Source organism: Sphaerochaeta sp., assembly GCF_050178175.1.
GTDB lineage: Bacteria > Spirochaetota > Spirochaetia > Sphaerochaetales > Sphaerochaetaceae > Sphaerochaeta.
This window is the reverse complement of record NZ_JBFXGH010000041.1, coordinates 1-17,946: the sequence shown is the minus strand read 5'-3', so window position 1 is coordinate 17,946 and position 17,946 is coordinate 1. Positions and strand designations below refer to the sequence as shown.

General features: G+C 48.7%; 16 protein-coding genes, 2 tRNA genes and 1 other RNA gene. 4 read left to right on the top strand and 15 right to left on the bottom strand.

Features of this window, described 5'->3' with window-relative positions:
• The 5 genes from AB7S66_RS06420 to AB7S66_RS06400 all read right to left on the bottom strand — a co-directional run.
• Positions 1-818 (bottom strand): hypothetical protein (locus tag AB7S66_RS06420; protein WP_428518627.1); only part of this gene is annotated, 818 nt, incomplete at its 3' end.
• A 129-nt stretch (positions 819-947) separates the two neighbouring features.
• Entirely contained in the window at positions 948-2,750 is a 1,803-nt protein-coding gene (glmS, locus tag AB7S66_RS06415) for a glutamine--fructose-6-phosphate transaminase (isomerizing) (RefSeq protein WP_428518626.1), read from the bottom strand.
• Positions 2,751-2,810: 60 nt separating this feature from the next.
• Entirely contained in the window at positions 2,811-3,434 is a 624-nt protein-coding gene (locus tag AB7S66_RS06410) for an ABC-2 transporter permease (protein WP_428518625.1), read from the bottom strand.
• Entirely contained in the window at positions 3,431-4,282 is an 852-nt protein-coding gene (locus tag AB7S66_RS06405; protein WP_428518624.1) for an ATP-binding cassette domain-containing protein, read from the bottom strand. Before AB7S66_RS06405 ends, AB7S66_RS06410 begins: the two co-directional genes overlap by 4 nt.
• 1 nt (position 4,283) lies before the next feature.
• Positions 4,284-4,685, bottom strand: a complete 402-nt coding sequence (locus AB7S66_RS06400) for a GntR family transcriptional regulator (RefSeq protein WP_428518623.1) — start codon at positions 4,683-4,685, stop codon at positions 4,284-4,286.
• Positions 4,686-4,770: 85 nt separating this feature from the next.
• On the opposite strand from AB7S66_RS06400, the gene mazG reads away from it, so the two are divergent.
• Together mazG and AB7S66_RS06390 are read left to right on the top strand one after the other, a co-directional pair.
• Complete coding sequence (gene mazG / locus AB7S66_RS06395; protein ID WP_428518622.1) at positions 4,771-5,595, top strand: nucleoside triphosphate pyrophosphohydrolase; 825 nt, start codon at positions 4,771-4,773, stop codon at positions 5,593-5,595.
• 12 nt (positions 5,596-5,607) lie between these two features.
• Positions 5,608-6,270 carry a TrkA C-terminal domain-containing protein gene (locus AB7S66_RS06390; protein ID WP_428518621.1) on the top strand — a complete coding sequence of 221 codons (663 nt, stop codon included), beginning with the start codon at positions 5,608-5,610 and terminating at the stop codon, positions 6,268-6,270.
• On the opposite strand, the gene AB7S66_RS06385 is transcribed toward AB7S66_RS06390, so the two are convergent.
• The 8 genes from AB7S66_RS06385 to AB7S66_RS06350 form a co-directional block, all read right to left on the bottom strand.
• Complete coding sequence (locus tag AB7S66_RS06385) at positions 6,253-8,718, bottom strand: TIGR03936 family radical SAM-associated protein (RefSeq protein WP_428518620.1); 2,466 nt, start codon at positions 8,716-8,718, stop codon at positions 6,253-6,255. The two genes, AB7S66_RS06390 and AB7S66_RS06385, sit on opposite strands and share 18 nt — an antisense overlap.
• 22 nt (positions 8,719-8,740) lie before the next feature.
• Positions 8,741-9,508 (bottom strand): hypothetical protein, encoded by a 768-nt coding sequence (locus tag AB7S66_RS06380; protein WP_428518619.1) that lies wholly within the window; start codon positions 9,506-9,508, stop codon positions 8,741-8,743.
• 22 nt (positions 9,509-9,530) lie between these two features.
• An RNA gene (gene rnpB, locus AB7S66_RS06375) (RNase P RNA component class A) lies at positions 9,531-9,869 on the bottom strand.
• Positions 9,870-9,877: 8 nt separating this feature from the next.
• Positions 9,878-10,696: a zinc ribbon domain-containing protein gene (locus AB7S66_RS06370; RefSeq protein WP_428518618.1), complete on the bottom strand. Its 819-nt coding sequence runs from the start codon at positions 10,694-10,696 to the stop codon at positions 9,878-9,880.
• 19 nt (positions 10,697-10,715) lie between these two features.
• Complete coding sequence (gene rpoD, locus AB7S66_RS06365; protein ID WP_428518617.1) at positions 10,716-12,770, bottom strand: RNA polymerase sigma factor RpoD; 2,055 nt, start codon at positions 12,768-12,770, stop codon at positions 10,716-10,718.
• 22 nt (positions 12,771-12,792) lie between these two features.
• Positions 12,793-14,589 (bottom strand): DNA primase, encoded by a 1,797-nt coding sequence (gene dnaG, locus AB7S66_RS06360; RefSeq protein ID WP_428518616.1) that lies wholly within the window; start codon positions 14,587-14,589, stop codon positions 12,793-12,795.
• A gap of 8 nt (positions 14,590-14,597) precedes the next feature.
• Positions 14,598-15,038, bottom strand: a complete 441-nt coding sequence (locus AB7S66_RS06355) for a YkgJ family cysteine cluster protein (RefSeq protein WP_428518615.1) — start codon at positions 15,036-15,038, stop codon at positions 14,598-14,600.
• Between the two features lie 63 nt (positions 15,039-15,101).
• Positions 15,102-15,183: transfer RNA gene (locus tag AB7S66_RS06350), tRNA-Tyr, on the bottom strand.
• Positions 15,184-15,328: 145 nt separating this feature from the next.
• Here AB7S66_RS06350 and AB7S66_RS06345 point away from each other — a divergent pair.
• Both AB7S66_RS06345 and rpsD read left to right on the top strand, forming a co-directional pair.
• A tRNA-Thr gene (locus AB7S66_RS06345) sits at positions 15,329-15,400 on the top strand.
• Between the two features lie 173 nt (positions 15,401-15,573).
• Positions 15,574-16,167 carry a 30S ribosomal protein S4 gene (gene rpsD / locus AB7S66_RS06340; RefSeq protein WP_428518614.1) on the top strand — a complete coding sequence of 198 codons (594 nt, stop codon included), beginning with the start codon at positions 15,574-15,576 and terminating at the stop codon, positions 16,165-16,167.
• Between the two features lie 87 nt (positions 16,168-16,254).
• On the opposite strand, the gene AB7S66_RS06335 is transcribed toward rpsD, so the two are convergent.
• Both AB7S66_RS06335 and AB7S66_RS06330 read right to left on the bottom strand, forming a co-directional pair.
• Positions 16,255-17,307 carry a LacI family DNA-binding transcriptional regulator gene (locus AB7S66_RS06335; RefSeq protein ID WP_428518613.1) on the bottom strand — a complete coding sequence of 351 codons (1,053 nt, stop codon included), beginning with the start codon at positions 17,305-17,307 and terminating at the stop codon, positions 16,255-16,257.
• The coding region (locus tag AB7S66_RS06330) for a 3-phosphoshikimate 1-carboxyvinyltransferase (RefSeq protein WP_428518612.1) at positions 17,304-17,946 on the bottom strand (643 nt) is incomplete at its 5' end. The genes AB7S66_RS06330 and AB7S66_RS06335, both read right to left, overlap by 4 nt.

Below are 17,946 nucleotides of genomic sequence, written 5' to 3'. Positions count from 1 at the left end.
GATCCAAAATCAATACCTGCAAGATTCCCGATCCTATCCAGGCTTGAATACATCGATTTAATGATCAGGAACAATGCACCGCTCAGCGCTGTGGTGATTCCGAACCATTGCAACCCGCTGCTTCGCTGCAACAGAAGCATGCAGAGAATCAGGAATACCAGGAAAACGATTATCATGACCAGCAATCCCAGCCAGGTGCTCATGAGTGACAGATAGCCCCTGACCATGGTGATGGTTCCCGGAGCCATGTCGTTTACCAGATCCTCAATCACCAGGGTTTGCGGCAGACCAAGCCCGCCGACAATCTGTTCAGCAATTACCGGGATATAGGCCTTTGGAGCCCCGAACATAGCCATCAACTCCATATCGGAGTACTGCTCCAACCCCTTGGCGATATTCTGTTCGATCTCATCAAGCCTTGGGACCATATCGATGACTGCTGTCAGTTTCCCGGTTTCACCAGTGAGGCTGTTCACCACATCGTCAGTGACCATACACACCTGATCCTCGATCCAATCAACACCCAGGGCATCGATGATTGCAGCGCTGAGCAAGTCCACCTGTGCATCAACACCGGCTTTCTCGACAGGATCCGTGATGGTTTTCCCACCGGTCAGACCATCGCGGACGATATCAGGGATCATGCTGGCGATCTCATCATGCACCAATGCGGCAATTTCATTGTCACTGACAACCGCATGGTAGTATGCTTGGTTTAGCAAGGTATTGTTCACACCGCGATACACCATGAATGCCATACCGTATACGATGACTACCACAGACAGTAGTACCAATACAATAATCTTCAGCGCTTTCACTTTCTCTGCCTCCTTACTGGAACAGCTCAATACTTATTCCAGCTCATGTAATCCATTACATGGTGAGGCATGAAAAAGTACAAGTCAAGAAACGAGTATATGAATACGTAAAATCTCTGGAAATACCAGTTATTCTACGGTAACCGATTTTGCCAGGTTCCTCGGTTTGTCAGGATCATTTCCCTTCTGTACAGAACAGTAATAGGCATACAGCTGACTTACCATTACCGAGAGAATGGGACTGAACAGAGGGTGTGTCTGGGGAATACGGAATATCGTATCAGCCGTTTCATCGAAGGTGTGGACTTGCTCGAAGGTAATAACCAGTGCTGTTGCTCCCCTCGCCTTCACTTCCTTGATATTGGAATCCATTTTTGCAAACAACGAAGGCTGGGTACAGAGAGCCACCACCAATGTGGATGTGTCGACGAGCGCTATAGGTCCATGCTTGAGCTCTCCTGCAGCAAACGCTTCACTGTGCGTATAGCTTATCTCCTTCAGTTTCAGGGCACTCTCCAGGCTGATGGCATAATCGACCAGCCTCCCCATGAAGAACACCTTGGTCTTGTTGAATTGGTTTGCCGCAAACCTCTGGATATCCTCCTGTCGGTCGAGCAACCGCTGTGCTTGGCTGGGAAGCTGCTGCAGGGCTTCCAGCAAGGCCGACTGTTCAGCTTTCGCCAACAAGGTGGCCAAGGAGAACAGACTGAGCAACTGGGTTGTGAAAGCCTTGGTCGATGCAACGGCGATCTCAGGCCCGGCATTGGTATACAGCACCTTGTCCGCCTCACGGCTGAGTGTACAACCAACCACGTTGGTGACCGCCAACGTCGGTATGCCAAGATTCTTCAGCATCCTGAGTGCTGCGATCGTATCGGCAGTTTCCCCGCTTTGGCTGATAAGGATGCATATTTCCCCTTCTTTTCGGATATGTCGCTTGTAACGGAGTTCACTGGCGATCACCACCTCAACAGGGATTGCTGCAACCTGTTCTATGACATAGGAAGCAACCATTGCAGCATGGTAGGCAGTACCACAACCGGTGATCAGGAGATGGCTGGCATCCTTGATGAGTGATTCAATATCCGCTGGTAATGACAGCTTTCCCTGCTTGTCGAGCTTTGGCCTGAGCGTATCGCCGAGTGCCTTTGGTTGCTCACATATCTCCTTGAGCATGAAATGCTCGTAGCCGCACTTCTCAGCTGCTTCCATGTCCCAATCGACGGTCTCACATGGACGGGAGAGTTCTTCCCCCTCAAGATTATAGATATGCACTGAATCCTTGGAAAGAACCGCAACATCCAGATCGTTCAGATACTGGACCTCCCTGGTATGGGAAAGCAACGGAGGGACATCGCTCGCAATCAGGGTTGCTCCTTCTGCCCTGCCGATCACCAGCGGGCTGTCCTTTCTTGCAACCACCAGGATATCCGGTTGGTCCGCACAGACCACGGCAATCGCATAGGAGCCCTCGAGACGCGCCACAGACTCCCTGACTGCAAGCAAGAGGTCACCGTTGTAGTGGAAGTCGATCAAGTGTGCTATGACCTCACTGTCGGTCTGGCTGGAGAAAGACACCTGGTGTTTTTCGAGCCAGGCACGTAGCTGGCTGTGGTTTTCGATGATACCGTTATGCACCACAGCAATGCTCTGGGAAACATCAGTGTGTGGATGGCTGTTCAAATCACTGGGTTCTCCATGGGTTGCCCAACGGGTGTGCCCAATTCCACAGCTGCCCTCAACAGGATTCTGTTCGACCAGAAGTTCAAGATTGGATAACCTTCCCTTGATCTTCCTGACTTGCAGGTTCCGTTCCTTGGAAATGACTGCAATACCTGCAGAATCATAGCCCCTGTACTCAAGTCTTCTTAAAGCCTCAAGCAAGATTGGCGAAGAATCCTCATTACCGATATATCCGACTATTCCACACATGGCAGCCTTCCTTTGCTTTGTAGTACCATATGTTGTCCGGTTTTTACTACTATTTCATAGTCAAATTTCGATAAATTCCTTGCGATTTATGATCCTGAGTGAAATAAAGTAACTGATCACCAATAAGCTGAATACCAGTATTCCTGCAATCAAGGTAACAGATGCAATATTCTGGGGGGCTGATTTTGAAGCAACAGTGGTGAGTGCTGCCCCAGCTCCCATGATGAGAAACGTGATCAGAATGTACCACACCCTGCTCTTCTCAAAACCGAATCTGAGAATAAGGGGATAGTTCAAGGAAAGGAAAAATAGCCCAAGCAAAAGCTGAACAGCCAATGCATTGAGTAGTATCGCAACCTCAAATCCCCTGAAGACGACAGTGGAGGCCAGAACCAACAGAATCGAACCGGCAACCGTAAGAAGTCCAAACAGATATTTGCTCTGGACCACCGCCTTCCTGGAAACAGGAAGTGCAGAGACATACGCTTCCCAACCATCACCCTGATCATAGGCAAATGTGGTAAGAGTGAGCATAATCATCATCATGGTGCACATTGCCGTATTGAGAAATCCACCCTGCAACCCAGCAAATACCGCAAAGAAGAGAACAATGAACAAGGTAATACCTGAGCGTTTCTTCAATACATACCAATCTTTCAACATCAAAGTAATTACTGATTTCATGACCAGTCTCCTCCCTTGGATAGCATGATGATGATCTGCTCCAAGGTAACCCGTTGGACCACCCCAAACGGAGGAACATCCTCACTTCTCATCAGGAACTCACTCTGGAACCGGCCATCTCTTCTGCCCTTTATCGCATTGGGTTCAACATCAGCAATCCTTGTGGATGGGATCTGAACCAATCGATACCGTTCAAGCAGTTCATCTTTCTCACTGGATAACCGAATCTTCCCGTCTTCCAGAAATGTCACATAATCGCAGAGCTTCTCCAGATCACTGGTGATATGACTGCTGATAAGGATCGTGTGATCCTCATCTTCACTGTAACGGGAGAGCAACGTTATAATCTCATCCCTGCTCACAGGATCCAGTCCACTGGTTGGCTCATCGAGAATCAGGAGTTTTGACCGATGACTCAGTGCAATTGCCAGCTGCGTCTTCACCTTCATGCCCCTTGAACACTTCCTGTAGGGTTTCTTTGGGTCAAGATGGAATTGTCTCAGGAGTTGTTGGTAACAGGAAGCATCCCAAAGAGAATAAATCCCCTGAAACACACGTCCCAATTCAAGCGGGTTCAGCATGCTGGGAATGCCTGCATCTTCCACCATGAATCCTATGGAGTTCCTTGTCCGGTCATCCAACCCAATATCCCTACTGCCCAGAACCGAAACTTCTCCTGCATCCTGGCGCAATAATCCAAGCAGAAGCTTGAGCGTTGTGGTCTTGCCACTCCCATTTGCTCCTATGAGACCATGCACCGTACCCTGTGTTACCGAGAATTCCTGGTATTCAAGGGTGAAGTTTCCTATGTGTTTTTTCACATCCTTGCATATGACAGCCTGTTCCATTCTACATATCTCCCCGTTTCAGCAACGCATACATCATTCCAAGTTCATCTTCCCCGAGATCCAAGAAATCTGCGAGCAACATGATTGCCCTCATATGTTCCTCAATTTTTCTCAGGTACTCCTCTTTTATCTGCTCATGATTGCGGGAAGCTACATAGCTTCCCTTTGCCGCAATGGTCTGAATATATCCTTCCTTCTCCAATTCGTCATACGCTCGTTTTGTGGTGATGACACTGATCCTCAGTTCCTTTGCCAACACCCTGATGGATGGAAGCAAAGAGCCCTCCTTCAAGACCCCAGAAACAATCTGAGAACGGATTTGTTCTGCAATTTGTGCATAGATGGGGTCGGGGTTTGCATTCGAAAGAATGATGTCCAAGGCTGTTTTCTCCTTTCTGTTCATATACAGTATATACAGTATGCACTACATGTCAACCACTGTGGCCTATTGGTTCTCAAGATTGTCAGGAATTGTTATACTGACGGTTATGATTGACTTTACCTTCGAAAAGAAAGACGCTTTACAGGACGCTCTGATGCAGCTGCATACCATTGTCACTTTGCTCAGGAGCAAGGATGGCTGTCCCTGGGACAGGGAACAAACATCAAAAAGTGTTGCAGAGAACCTGCTTGACGAAACCTATGAGTATATTGATGAGGTTATTAGACATGACCTCCCTGGACAGAAGGAAGAGCTTGGCGATGTGCTGCTCAATGCAATGATGTTGCTGGAGATCCAAGAGGAACAAGATGAGTTCTCTGTTGTCCAGGCACTCAATGACGTCTGTGAAAAGCTCATCAGAAGACACCCCCATGTCTTCTCCACTGCTGAAGTCAGTTCCTCTGGTGAAGTCATTGACCTCTGGGACTCCATCAAGACCAATATTGAAGGCAAACAGAGCAAGGATGATGATTTTTTCAGCAGGGTACCATCCTCTCTCCCACCCCTTGAAATGGCCAATGAGATCCAGAAAAAGATACGAAAAGTCGGGTTTGACTGGCCACATGTGGATGGAGTGGTAGAAAAGGTAAAGGAAGAACTCAGCGAAGTATTGCAGGCAAAAGACCATCAGGATAATTCGGATGAAGACTTGGAAATGGAGCTGGGAGATCTGCTATTTGCCACCGTCAACCTTACCCGGTTCCTGGGCTACAATCCCTCGGTTGCCTTGCATCGTTCAAACCAGAAGATGCGTGGCCGTTTCAATGCGCTCCATCAACTGGCAAAGCAAAAAAACGTACCATTGGATCAGGAACATCTTGATGAGATGGATCAGCTTTGGCAGGTGGTCAAGAGCGAGGAAACCCACTAGAAGGAATGGCGTATGGATAGTACAGCAGATAAGAACACTCGTGCAAAGAGAGAACGAAAAAAAGAAGGCGGAGCCATCTACGAACGAATTGCCTATGATATTGCAAAAAGAATTGCCAATAATGAGATCGATGAAGGGACTCGGCTCTCTGGACGTTCACTCATGTCCAGTGAATACGGAGTATCCCCTGAGACCATCAGAAGAGCCTTCGCCCTCCTGGAGGAGCTCGAGGTGGTTCATGTCATGCACAACAGCGGTGTTCGTGTACTCAGTACAGAAAAGGCAAAAACCTATATCAGGAAACATCAAAAGCATGATGAAGGGCGATCCCTGTTGCAAAGAATGAGGGAAATCCTGATCGAGCAGGAGTCCCTGACTCGTGAGCTGTATTCCACTGCAAAACAGCTTTTTACCATGAACAACCGATTCCGGGAATCCAATCCATTTCCCCTCTATGAATACACCATAGCTGAGGAGAGCAAGGCTATCGGGAAAAACCTGGGGGAACTGCGTTTCTGGCAGGAAACCGGTGCCACCATCGTAGCCATCCGTAGGGATGGGGTGATCAACCTATCCCCGGGACCGCTTGAACGAATGGTCGCCGGAGATATCCTGATGATGGTGGGACCACACGATTGCCTGATGCGAACCGAACAGCTATTCGATGGTACGTAGATACTCTACGTATCCAGTATCCCAAGATCCTGCAAAGAGCTTCTCTCGCTTGATCGTAAGCTTGCTTGCAATCAGGAACTTGTCAACATCAGAACCGAAGAGCAACTTGACCAGGTTGCGTTCCCCGGTAATACGAACCATGTATTGGTGAGGTGCATCTCCCTTGGTTACCTGCATGGATGCATCAGATTCATGCAAGCGTTTCTCCAAGATCTCTGTATAGGGCTCCTTCCCTTTGGTGTCGATGCTGAACAAGCTTCCTTTCAGGTGCTTGGCAAGTGTCTGCTTTTTCGGTCCCTTCAGGAATAATACATCCAGGATGGTGTACCCTCCGTTGAGGGTTTGTTGCAACTCACCCCTCACCTTTTCCTCATCCAGCGTTCCATCGTCCACCAATTCAGCGAGCATTACCTCTTCTTCACCAGCGATTCCAATGGAAAGCGGGTTCACAAACTCAAGCTTCGGCTTGGGATTGAATCCTTGGGTGAACTGTACATCAAGCGCTGAGCGCTGGAATGCCATCTCAAAGTTTCTCATTGCATTGATATGACTTACATAGAGCGCAGAGCCATGTCTGGAATAGCGGATTACCGTCTGCACCGTATCGGCTTGGACTGGCTGGAGTGGGTCAGTTTCTACAGGTTTCTCATCTTTCTTTTGCTCAAGGAGGGGATCCTTATGGATTACATCCACTACCTGATGGGCAGTTGAGCATACCCCACACTGATGTTCACAGACATCGTAGCAACGATCACTCAGGAGCAAGTTCTTCGCCCTGTCCCACTCTTCCTTGAGAAATTTCTTTCCTACACGCAGGGAAACAGAATCCCAGGGCAACTCCTCATCTACATCATAATCCTTGAAAATGGCTTCCTCTGGGTTGTAGGGAGCTTCAGCAATGGCCTCTTTCCAAAGATCATACTGGAGGTACTCATTCCATGCATCAAGGCGGCACCCTTTCTGATAAGCCTTCTCAATTACATCCGCATACCGTGCATCTCCCCTGCTGATCAGACCCTCAAGATAACTGATGCCCGGTTCGTGGTAACTTACCTTGCAACCCTTGATCCGCTCATTGATCATTTTCTTCAACTGGCTCAGCTTCTGGTAGCTCTGTTCAGGAGTGAGCTGTGCACACCACTGGAATGGCGTATGCGGCTTGGGGATGAATGTGCCGACGTTGATATTCATCCGTATATGGGTCTCATCCCAGATTGCCCCAAGATAGTCCACAATTGCCTGGTTCTCTTCCTCCCGGTCGACCACAGGAAGCCCGATCATGAAGTAGAATTTAGCCAACTTCCACCCTCTGCTCTTCGCCTCCTTGGCGATGCCAATAACCTGTTCCAAGGGGACAGGCTTGTTCATGGCAAGCTGCCATGACTCCTTGGGTGTCTCGATGGCAAAGGTCAGCCCACTCTTACGAACCTCACTCAACTGCTCCAGGATTCCCAAGGAGAAGGAGTTGACCTTCAAGCTGGGCAGGGCAAAGGAGACATGCTTGGAAGCAAACTCTGCATTCAGAGTCTCGATCATCTCCTTGATATAGGGATGGTCCCCACTGGAGAGTGAGCTGAGGGTTACCTCCCGGTATCCCAGAGTATCAACATACTGAGTTACCTCATCCTTGATGGTTTCATAGAGTTTCTGCCTATATGGTTTGTAATACTGTCCTGCATGACAGAAGCGACAGCCATTGGGACATCCTCTCATGATCTCCACAACACCATTATCCTGCGCTACCTTGAACGAGGGGACCACATAGTGCTGGTAGCGTGCATCACGCTTGATGCCGAAGGAGTCATCAATGAATCGCAAGGCCCGCTTCTTCTCTGGTGACCAGAGAAACGGGAACTCCTGGAGCATCTTGAGTGTTTCCTCTCTTCCATAGCCCTGCCCCCTGGCTTTTCTCATGGTCTGGACCACCTGCTCCAAGCCACCCTCGGCCTCACCGATGAAAACATAATCCACAAACGGTGAGAATGGCAGTGGATTGGTTACCGCAGGGCCTCCAAGAATGACAATGGGATGCTCTTCCCCGCGGTCCTTGCTCCTGAGAGGGATATTCCCCAGTTCGAGTACCTGGAGCATATTGGTGGCACATAATTCATACCCGATGGATATACACAACAAATCCAACTCATGCAATGGCTTGTGCAGGTCCAGAGTATAGAGTGGAAGTTGTTTCTTTCTCAGCAATTCCTCAAAGTCAGGGGCAACGGAAAAAACCCGGTCACAATGCACATGGTCCATCCGGTTCAGAAGATCGTAGAGTATTCTCACGGCATTGTTGCTCATCCCTATCTCATAGAGATCAGGGAAACAGATTGCTGCATGGAAATCCACATCATCCATGTCCTTCTTGCCATAGTGGAATTCCCCACCTGTATATCGGCTTGGTTGTGCAACCATTACCAGATCGTCGGCTAATGCCTCAAGTATATCCATTCCCAATCCTTTCTCTGTGTATTCATTCCATTGACAAGGTCTGGTACTTATTGGCCAGAACCCTGAAATCTGCTTGCGTACAAAGTGTTGCCAAAGATGCATACAGCACCTGTCTCTCCTGTGGGCTCAGGTCAGCCTGCTCATACTCCTGCGCAAGGGGGACCAGCGTCTGTGCCCAAGCCTTTGAGGGGAGCCTGGAAGCAATGGCCGCAAGCAGAGACACCGCTTCCCCATCTTCCAGTTCACCAAGAGCATCCCGTATCTGTCCAAGCGGAGCTTCCGCTTCAAGGAGCAAGAGTGCATACTCCCTGTCATCCAATTGCTGCCTGAGGTAGGTGGCAAATACCATGGCTGCCTCCTGAGAACGACCAAGGGCCATCAGCGCCTGATAGTAGGCTCTCGCTCCCTGTGTCCCCAGGGCTCCGGCCTCATCAAGGAACGCAGCTTGCTCAACAACAAGCTCTGCATTTCCTTCACGGTCAGCAAGAATAAGCATCAGGTTCCGGGCCGCCATACTGGCTCCTTCCTCACCTGTTATCTCCTGATACAGATCCAGGCTCTGCAATGCAGACTCGTTATCACCAAGTTCAGCCTGCGCAAGGGCTAGATAGTAGAGACTGCCACTTCTGTAGGTTTCCCTGAAATCCTCTTTTGCTGAATCGTATAAGGCTTCCCATTCCCCTAGCTGTGCAAGTTCCTGCAAGGAGGAAGCATCTTTTGCACAGGAAGAAAACAGCAAAACAAGAAAAAAGGAGAACAGAAGGAGCTTCCACAATCGTGTTTTCTTCATCCTCTGTTCTCCTGTCTAGCATAAAACAAGGCAAGCAATAAGCCGGGTTCTGTTTGTGATGATCATCTATCCAAGAACCTTGTTGCCAAGGCTCTTTAGCAACCGACCCGCAGGTGCAGGGCGGACAACCCACCTGCTGCTTGGTTTTGCTCCTGACGAGGCTTACCCTGCCACCCCTGTTGCCAGTGGTGCGGTGGGCTCTTACCCCACCTTTTCACCCTTACCGGAAAACCGGCGGTATTTTTTCTGTGGTGCTCTCTGTAGCGTTACCGCTCCCGGGTGTTACCCGGCGTCATGTCCTATGGAGCCCGGACTTTCCTCAAGCGGCTGGTAGCCGCCCGCGATCATCTAGCCTACCTTGAAAAAAACCTAGAGCAAATCGTCGAATTCACTGCTATCGACAAAGTCGGAAAGACCGCCTTCCTCGATATCCACATCTTCAACATGCTTGCGGAACTTCTCTTCTGCACCTTCAGCTTCCTCATAGAAGAGGATACGACTGCAGTACGGGCAGAATTCAATTTCCTTTGCTGCCCTGACTTCATTGACAAACTGATTTGGAAGAACAATATGACAGCCCTGGCATACCAATCCATGGATGGGAACAATCCCCTTTCCTTTCTTGTTCTTCACAATATTGCAGAACTTGTTGTACAAGTCTTCATCAATGTCACCGCCAATGTAACTCAGGCACTTTTTCTCCAGTGCTTCCAGTTTCTTCCTCTTCTCATCGAGCAGGGCTTCAATCTTGCTTGCCTCGCTGTCAACTTCCTGTTTCTGGAGTGACATCAACTGCTCTTTCTCAGTAAGGCTTTCACTATACTCATTGACCTGCTTCTCTTTCACATGCAACTGCTTGAGCAGGCTCTGTTCCTTTGTTGCAGCATCCTTGATCTCTTTCTCCAACGCCTCAAATTCACGCTGGGTACTGATCAACTCCATCTGCTTCTCAGAGTTTTCACGAGCCAATACTGCATCATCATACTGGATGTGAAGGCTTTTCAGATCATCCTTCGCTGCCTCACTTTTCGTATGTTCCTCAATATATTCAAGGTTGATCTTGTCGAGCAGTTCCTGCTTAACCTTCAAATCCCTTGGCAACTTGACAATCTCATCCTCAAGCGCAAACCGGTCACTAAGGTCTTCCTGCAGCTGGTTGAGTCTTGCAAATACTTCTGCTTCTTCCATCATCTTCTCCCTGTATCTCTCAAATGAAATCCTTCAATTTCCTGCTTCGTTTTGGATGCCGGAGCCGTCTCAAAGCTTTGGCTTCAATCTGGCGGATACGTTCCCTTGTTACCTCAAAATACAACCCAACTTCCTCGAGTGTCAATGAATACCCGTCATCAAGTCCGAATCGCATTTTCAGCACTTCCTGCTCTCTTGCAGGCAGTGTAGCCAAAACGTCCTTCAGCTGTTCCTGCAGGAGCGAATATGCTGTCTGCGTGGCGGGATTCTCCACTTCCTTGTCCTCAATGAAATCACTGAGCAAGGAGTCTTCCTCTTCACCGACTGGAGTCTCAAGACTGATCGGCTCACGGGCAACATTCTTGACTGCCTTGACCTTGATCTCGGTCCAGCCCAGCTTCTCAGCCACTTCCTCATCGGTAGGTTCGCGACCCAGGGACTGCATAAGCATCCTTGACTCCCGCACCACCTTGTTGATCTGCTCTATCATGTGTACCGGGACCCTGATGGTTCTTGCCTGATCACTGATCGAACGGGTGATTGCCTGGCGGATCCACCATGTAGCATATGTCGAGAATTTGAAACCCTTACGGTATTCGAACTTCTCAACTGCCTTGATCAATCCAATATTGCCTTCCTGGACCAAGTCAAAGAAGTGCAAGCCTCGGTTGGTATATTTCTTTGCGATGGAGACTACCAGACGCAAGTTTGCCCTGATCAACCTATCCTTCGCATCCTTCATCATCTTCTGACCATACTTGATCTTGGTGGAATGAATCAGGATATTCTCACATGTATCCTGGAACTGGTATTCTATCAGTTTCAGGTCCTTCTCCGTAAGCTGTAAGTCCCTGATCAGGTCCTTGATTGTATCACTGCTGAGATGGAGCTCTTCCTCAATGATGGTACTTTTACCCTGGGTTGCAAGGTCACGGCCAAGTTGACGAAGCTCCTTGGGGTTGGTTATATGCAACTTATTTTCCAGTTGCTGCTTCTTCTCCTTGTATGAGCGAATCCTGTTCTCTGCATCAATGAAGTCATGGGTGAAGGAGGTGATTTCCTCTGGTTGCAGTTCAATCTTTCCAAGCTTCTTGAGCAGGGCCTTCCTTGATTTCAGGAGTTCCTCATCACGCAAGATATCCTCGCCTGTGCTGATCATCTGCTCCTTCTTGCCCATATAGCTCTTCAGGCCAGCCTGAACTTCCTTCAAGGGTTCCTTGTAGAACTGGTTGAAACGCTTCTGTATCGTAACAAGTTCCTTATAATCCTTTGCGCTGTACTCTTCTTCCTGCCCCTCGATTTTCAGGTTGAGTGTCTTGAAGATTTCATAGAAACGGGTAATCATGACACCGCTTTCCTGGATGACTTCCCTGATGATCAAGGCTCCGTCTTCCATCTTCTTGCTCAGCTCAACCTCTTGTTCAGCGGTCAGGAGGTTCTCCCTCCCAATTTCCCTGAGATACAAGCGAATGGGATCATCACCACTGGTATCGCTCTTATCGGTACCGAGGATTGTATTGTGCCTGCCATGATCGCTGTCCCCATCCCGTTCTTCCAGGCTGGAGATGTCAACAAAGCGTTCACCACCCCCTACCGAATCATCATCGGTACCTAAGGCAGTCCAGTCACTCTTTATGGAATCATCTTCCTCATCATCTTCATCAAGCGCATCATCGTCATCGTCCGCATCGCTATCAGACCCATGTGTTGCTTTCTTCTTGGACTTCTCTTCATCATCCTTGGTATGTTCATCAGGAAAATGTTCAATCAAGTCATCAACCGTGATGCTCTCATCATCATCAAGAAGGTCATCCGGCTCATCATCAAGGTCATCGGTATCGATTTCATCGGGATTCGGACCGTCCGGGAAAACACCAGCAACATGGGCATCCTCACTCTCTGTGACATCAATTTCCAGTTCACTGAGTGTTTGCATGATTTCATCGACAGCCTCATCCGTGGCATGTTTCGGCCCAAGAGCGTTACGTATCTCGTTCTTGGTCACCTGTCCGGTCTCTGCTGCGCGCGCTACCATGTCCTTGAGAATGGTCTGCGAAATAGTTTCATCAAGCATCTGTATTTCTTACCTACCCTGTTTACATCTCCTGTCCAAGAGTACGCTTGAGTTGTGCTATCTTGGCATCAATCTCAGTCTTCTCCCGAAGCAGTTCCTCAATCCCTTCATCCTCAGTTCCGTCCTGAAGACTAATATCCAAAAGTCGTTTATTGCTTAAACGACGCTTCTCATAATTACGCAGTTGAATTCGATTCACTGCTTCATTGAGAACCTCAGCTGGAGCCAGCCGGAATTCCTCCATTGCAAAGGACGATGCTACGTCACTTCGCAATTGCGGGTCTTCAATCATCTGCAAGATATACTCATCGTGCTTTCCGACATCTTCCCGTGCAGCTTCCTCCAATACATCGTAGAGAGCTTCAGCCTCACTGTCCTCCAAGTCCTCAACAGCTAATTTGTATCGTGTTTGCAAATACAAATCCCGGTTGTTGACCAGTGTCAGCATTGCATACAAATCAACAGAAATGGTCGCTGGATTCAACGCCCGGATCTGTCTCCCCTCATTCCTTGCAACCGGTTTCGCAACAACCCGCTCCTTACGTGAATAATCGTCAAGAATTGACGACTCGTCAACATTCAACAGGGAAGCCAAGGTTTTTATTAGATCCTGCTTCTCAATCGACGACTGTGTGACGTCCAAATATGGCCGAACCGCATGAAATACAGAGGTTTTGCCTTTGGACGTCAGTGTATCATACTGGTTTACCGCATTGTTTACAAGATAATGAAACCCTTGAACTGCATGTTGCAGCTCATTTTGCAGGGCTTCCTCCCCTTTCTCCTGCACCAACTCTGAGGCATCCTTTGCACTCTTGAGCATGAGCACAGAATTTTCCATGCCTAAATCCTGGGCAATGACCAAAGCTTTCTGGGCTGCACTCCGCCCTGCCCTGTCGCTATCAAAGAGAATCTGCACCGAGGTACAATATCTCCTGAGCAACTTACCCTGGTCTTCAGTAAAGGATGTACCCAATGGAGCCATTGCATTGGTGAAACCACTCTGATGCAGTGCCACCACATCGAAATTTCCTTCACAGAGTATCGCCTTCTGGGTTTTCTTGATGGTTTCAAGTGATTCATACAAGCCAAACAGGTTGTGTTTCTTGCTGTAGATCATTGTCTCTGGGGTATTGATGTACTTTGCCTTCGAGGTATTTGAAAGGTCCCTCCCACCGAAAGCTACCGTCTTGCCTTGCCAGTTACGGATGGGAAACATCAATCGGTCACGAAACAGCGGGAAACGGGGATTGTTCTGGCTGAAGAGACCACTCTGCTTGAGGAGTTCATCGCTGTAATGGTGTTTGCGGAGGAATGCATACAACCATTGTCCATCAGAGGGGGCATAGCCAAGGTTGAATCGTTCCCACATTTCCTCGCTGACATTACGTTCTCTCAGATACGCCCTGGCTTGTTCTGCTTGTCGAGAATTCACCAGAAGGTAGTGAAACGATCCAGCAATCTTGTCATGGAGCTCAAACAAGGTCTCTTTCAGGTCACGCTTACCTCGGTCCTCTTCAGTCTCATCTGCAAGTTCAATGTTTGCCCTTCTTGCCAGCATCTTGACTGACTCGACAAAACTCACCTTCTCCATCTCCATGAGGAAGTCGAACATCGAGCCGCCTTTCTTGCAACTGAAACAGTAATAGAACCCTTGTTCATCAACTACGGAAAAGGACGGGGTTTTCTCTTCATGGAAAGGGCAGAGGCCCCAAAGCCTTCCACCCCTGGCACTCAAGGTGACATAATCAGAGACTACCTCACTGAGTGGGATTCGTGCCTTGATCTGTTCAAGTACCGATTCCGAAATCTTTGCCATCGCTTTCCCTAATCCCGTATGATCGGGCTTTGTTGAAGATCTATCCTCATGAGATCATCAATCTCTTCCTTGGAATAGAGCCTCCCCTTTCCGATTCCCGGACATGACTTTTTCTCTTCTTCCCAATGTTCCTCGCTCTCCAGTATGCTCATCCAGAACGGATAGGTCCTACACTGCCTGGGTCGTCCTTCGTATACCGAACAACCCTTTTCGTTCAGGAACACACAGTCGTAATTCTGTTTTTCCTTCAAACTGATCATGGAGAATGCACCCATATCAACCATTCGGCAATAGGTTTCTATGAATGCTTGCTCATCCATACCGGTATGGGCACAAAGTCGATCAAGATCTGGTTGCGAGAGAAATACATACCCCGGTTCACAGCTGCAACAATAGCGGCAACCCTCTACACAAGAAAACCGCAAGCCATCCTCATAGAAGCAACTCATCGACACCCCTTTTTCACGATTCAGACAGGAAAAAGGCCTTCCTCAAAGAAGAAGGCCTCCAAGTGGAGAGAGAAGGATTCGAACCTTCGAAGGTATAACCAACAGATTTACAGTCTGCCCCCTTTGGCCACTCGGGAACCTCTCCATGCCAAAAGACACTGGTACATTACAAACTTAGCACTGTTTTGTCAACCTGCTTGGTTAAAATTCTTGATTTCTCTCATTGCTTGGCGTTTTTCCCCAAGTTCTTGACAGATTTCCCCTCTGTCGATATAGTGCACAGAGTCAAAGCCGACTTAGCTCAGCGGTAGAGCACGTGACTTGTAATCTCGGGGTCGTCAGTTCAATCCTGACAGTCGGCTCACATAGGGGCACAGCATTACGGTGTGCCTCTTTTTCATTTTCAGGTACAACTGTGCTTACATGTAAATCCAACTGTCCTGCTGATATCTTGCAACAAATGGAAATACTTGGTATAGATAGTATTTGTTAGCCTTGGCTAATAAAATAATCGATTAGGTGGTACTAATACACTATGGCAATATCAAGAACCCCTGTTTTCAAGAGATGCAATTATCTGGGAATCGATCCCCTGGTACTGGGCTATTCCCACAAACCAAGCATCAGACGAACAAAGACTACGACCCGACGACGCAAGCAAAGCGTGTATGCGCGTCAGCTCATAGAGAAACAAAAACTGCGTTTCATCTATGGTGTACTGGAAAAACAATTCAGGCGTATTTACGCAAGAGCAGAGAAAATTGAAGGGATCACCGGAGAAAACCTACTCACCTTGCTTGAACTCAGATTTGACAACACCATATTCCGCCTGGGACTCTCAACCACCCGAAGGGAAGGCAGACAACTGATCAATCATGGCCATCTAAAGCTGAATGGGAAGCGAGTGGACATCCCCTCGGCAACACTGAAAGTCGGGGATGTCATTTCGGTCCAGGAAACAAGCAAACAGGCATTCAGGTTACGTAAACTCACCCAGAACAGGAACATTCCTGCTTGGCTGGCATTTGATGAAGGTACGCTGGAAGCAAAGGTAGTCCGCCTACCGGTGAGGAGCGATATCGATTACGATGTCACTGAATCAGCGGTTGTAGAGCTTTACTCCAAGTAACTTATAAAGGGGAACCGTTGGTTTGTTTTCTTCGGCTTCCTTTTCGATTTACCCCATTACGTTCTCTTCACCATCGGATGCGGATCCCTAAGCCCTGGGTGCACACTGCCCTGTTGAACTCTTGATAACAAGATTTGGCTTGAGGATGACATCCATCCTCCCTTCCCCCCTACGTCTTGCCTGGAGTTGCCCGAATGCACTCCTGCCCAACAGCTTTGGGTCCTGGTGTATGCTGCTCAGTGCAGGACGGGTTATATCACTGAGGAAGGATGCATCGTATCCAATCACGGAGACCTGCCTCGGTACATCGATATTCTGTTCCCTCAGTGCCTGTAAAACACCTGCTGCAACGGAATCATTACAGCAGATAATTGCAGTGAAATCACAGAGGGTGGAGAGAAAATGCTTGGTCATGGCATACCCGCTCTCATAGGTATACCCCGTACTATAGAGAAGTTCCCTTTGTATCGTTAGTCCATATTCGCTCAATGCCTTCTGGTATCCCTTCAAGCGATCGAGGGAAGAATAACTCCCCAAGAGTCTCCTGTCATGGAAATCGAGCAGGTCATCCGGTCCCTTACCCCAGAAACTCGCGAAGAAGGCAATCTGACGATGTCCAGCCTTCAAGAGGTACTTTGCTGCAAGATATCCTCCCCTCTCATTGTCATAATAGATATGACTTGCGAAATCGCAATAATCGTGCCGATAGATGATCACAATCGGGGTGGATACCGCAAACAATGCAGGCAGCAACGGAGAGGAGGTATCACTAAGGGGGCAGAACAGAAGACCATCCACACAAAGCTTTGCAGCTCTATGAAGGTTCTTCTCTTCCTGCAATGCACTACCCTCCGAAGAGAGAACCATGAGGGTTTCTCCCTCCTGATTTGCCTGGCAAAGAACCCCCTCCACAACCGAAGAGAAAAAAGGGTTATCCAGGGTGGGAACCACCAGTGCAATCATGGCATGTGGCCTCTTGGGTTTCTTGGGTGCATACCCTAAGACGGACATTGCCTCGCGTACCCGTTTTGCTGCAGAAGGGTTCACACGGTTGGCATGGTTCACAACCCTGGACACCGTTGCAATGGAGACCCCTGCGGCCCTGGCGACATCAGTAATGGTGACCTTTTTCCTATTCATGCATCCAGCTCCCTGATATCTGCCCCGCAGGTGCGAAAGGCATCAAAAAAGCCGGGGAAGGAAACAGCAGCACACGCTGAATCCTCAACGGTCAGACCTTCTTCAGTGGCGAGGGCAAGCGCCACCATTGCCATGGCAATTCGGTGATCGCCTGAAGATCCAACAGTTCCCCCTTTCACCTTTGTAGGGCCCTTCACCACAAGTGAGTCCTCCCCTATCTCCAGATTGCAACCCAATGCATTGAGTTTGTTTGTCATCTCAGCTACACGATCGGTTTCTTTCTGGCGTACATGGCCAAGATTGGTGAAGGTGGTAACCCCGTGTGCTTGCGTGGCGGCAACTGCGAGTGCAGGCAAGGAGTCAGGGATATCACCAAGATCGATTGTAAGACCTCCCTGCAAGGTTGCCCCTCCCTTTACCTTGAGGGTCCCCTCCTTCGCGTCTTTTTCCACATGGGCACCCATTGCCTGTAAGATATCAATCACGCGTTTATCCCCTTGGCTGTCCTGAAAATCAAGAGAGGTCAAAAGCAAATCTGAATTGCTGAGTGTGGCAGCCACCAGGGGGAAGGCTACTGCGGAGAAATCCGCAGGCATGGTAAACCTTCCTGGTGTATAGTGTTGCCCACCCCTGATATAA

Coding starts and splice junctions, on each gene's coding strand:
- AB7S66_RS06390 (WP_428518621.1), top strand. CDS start 5,608: ATGGATAGTACAGCAGATAAGAACACTCGTGCAAAGAGAGAACGAAAA.
- AB7S66_RS06335 (WP_428518613.1), bottom strand. CDS start 17,307: ATGAATAGGAAAAAGGTCACCATTACTGATGTCGCCAGGGCCGCAGGG.
- AB7S66_RS06355 (WP_428518615.1), bottom strand. CDS start 15,038: ATGAGTTGCTTCTATGAGGATGGCTTGCGGTTTTCTTGTGTAGAGGGT.
- AB7S66_RS06410 (WP_428518625.1), bottom strand. CDS start 3,434: ATGAAATCAGTAATTACTTTGATGTTGAAAGATTGGTATGTATTGAAG.
- AB7S66_RS06385 (WP_428518620.1), bottom strand. CDS start 8,718: ATGGATATACTTGAGGCATTAGCCGACGATCTGGTAATGGTTGCACAA.
- AB7S66_RS06370 (WP_428518618.1), bottom strand. CDS start 10,696: ATGGAAGAAGCAGAAGTATTTGCAAGACTCAACCAGCTGCAGGAAGAC.
- dnaG (WP_428518616.1), bottom strand. CDS start 14,589: ATGGCAAAGATTTCGGAATCGGTACTTGAACAGATCAAGGCACGAATC.
- AB7S66_RS06400 (WP_428518623.1), bottom strand. CDS start 4,685: ATGAACAGAAAGGAGAAAACAGCCTTGGACATCATTCTTTCGAATGCA.
- rpsD (WP_428518614.1), top strand. CDS start 15,574: ATGGCAATATCAAGAACCCCTGTTTTCAAGAGATGCAATTATCTGGGA.
- glmS (WP_428518626.1), bottom strand. CDS start 2,750: ATGTGTGGAATAGTCGGATATATCGGTAATGAGGATTCTTCGCCAATC.
- AB7S66_RS06380 (WP_428518619.1), bottom strand. CDS start 9,508: ATGAAGAAAACACGATTGTGGAAGCTCCTTCTGTTCTCCTTTTTTCTT.
- rpoD (WP_428518617.1), bottom strand. CDS start 12,770: ATGCTTGATGAAACTATTTCGCAGACCATTCTCAAGGACATGGTAGCG.
- AB7S66_RS06405 (WP_428518624.1), bottom strand. CDS start 4,282: ATGGAACAGGCTGTCATATGCAAGGATGTGAAAAAACACATAGGAAAC.
- mazG (WP_428518622.1), top strand. CDS start 4,771: ATGATTGACTTTACCTTCGAAAAGAAAGACGCTTTACAGGACGCTCTG.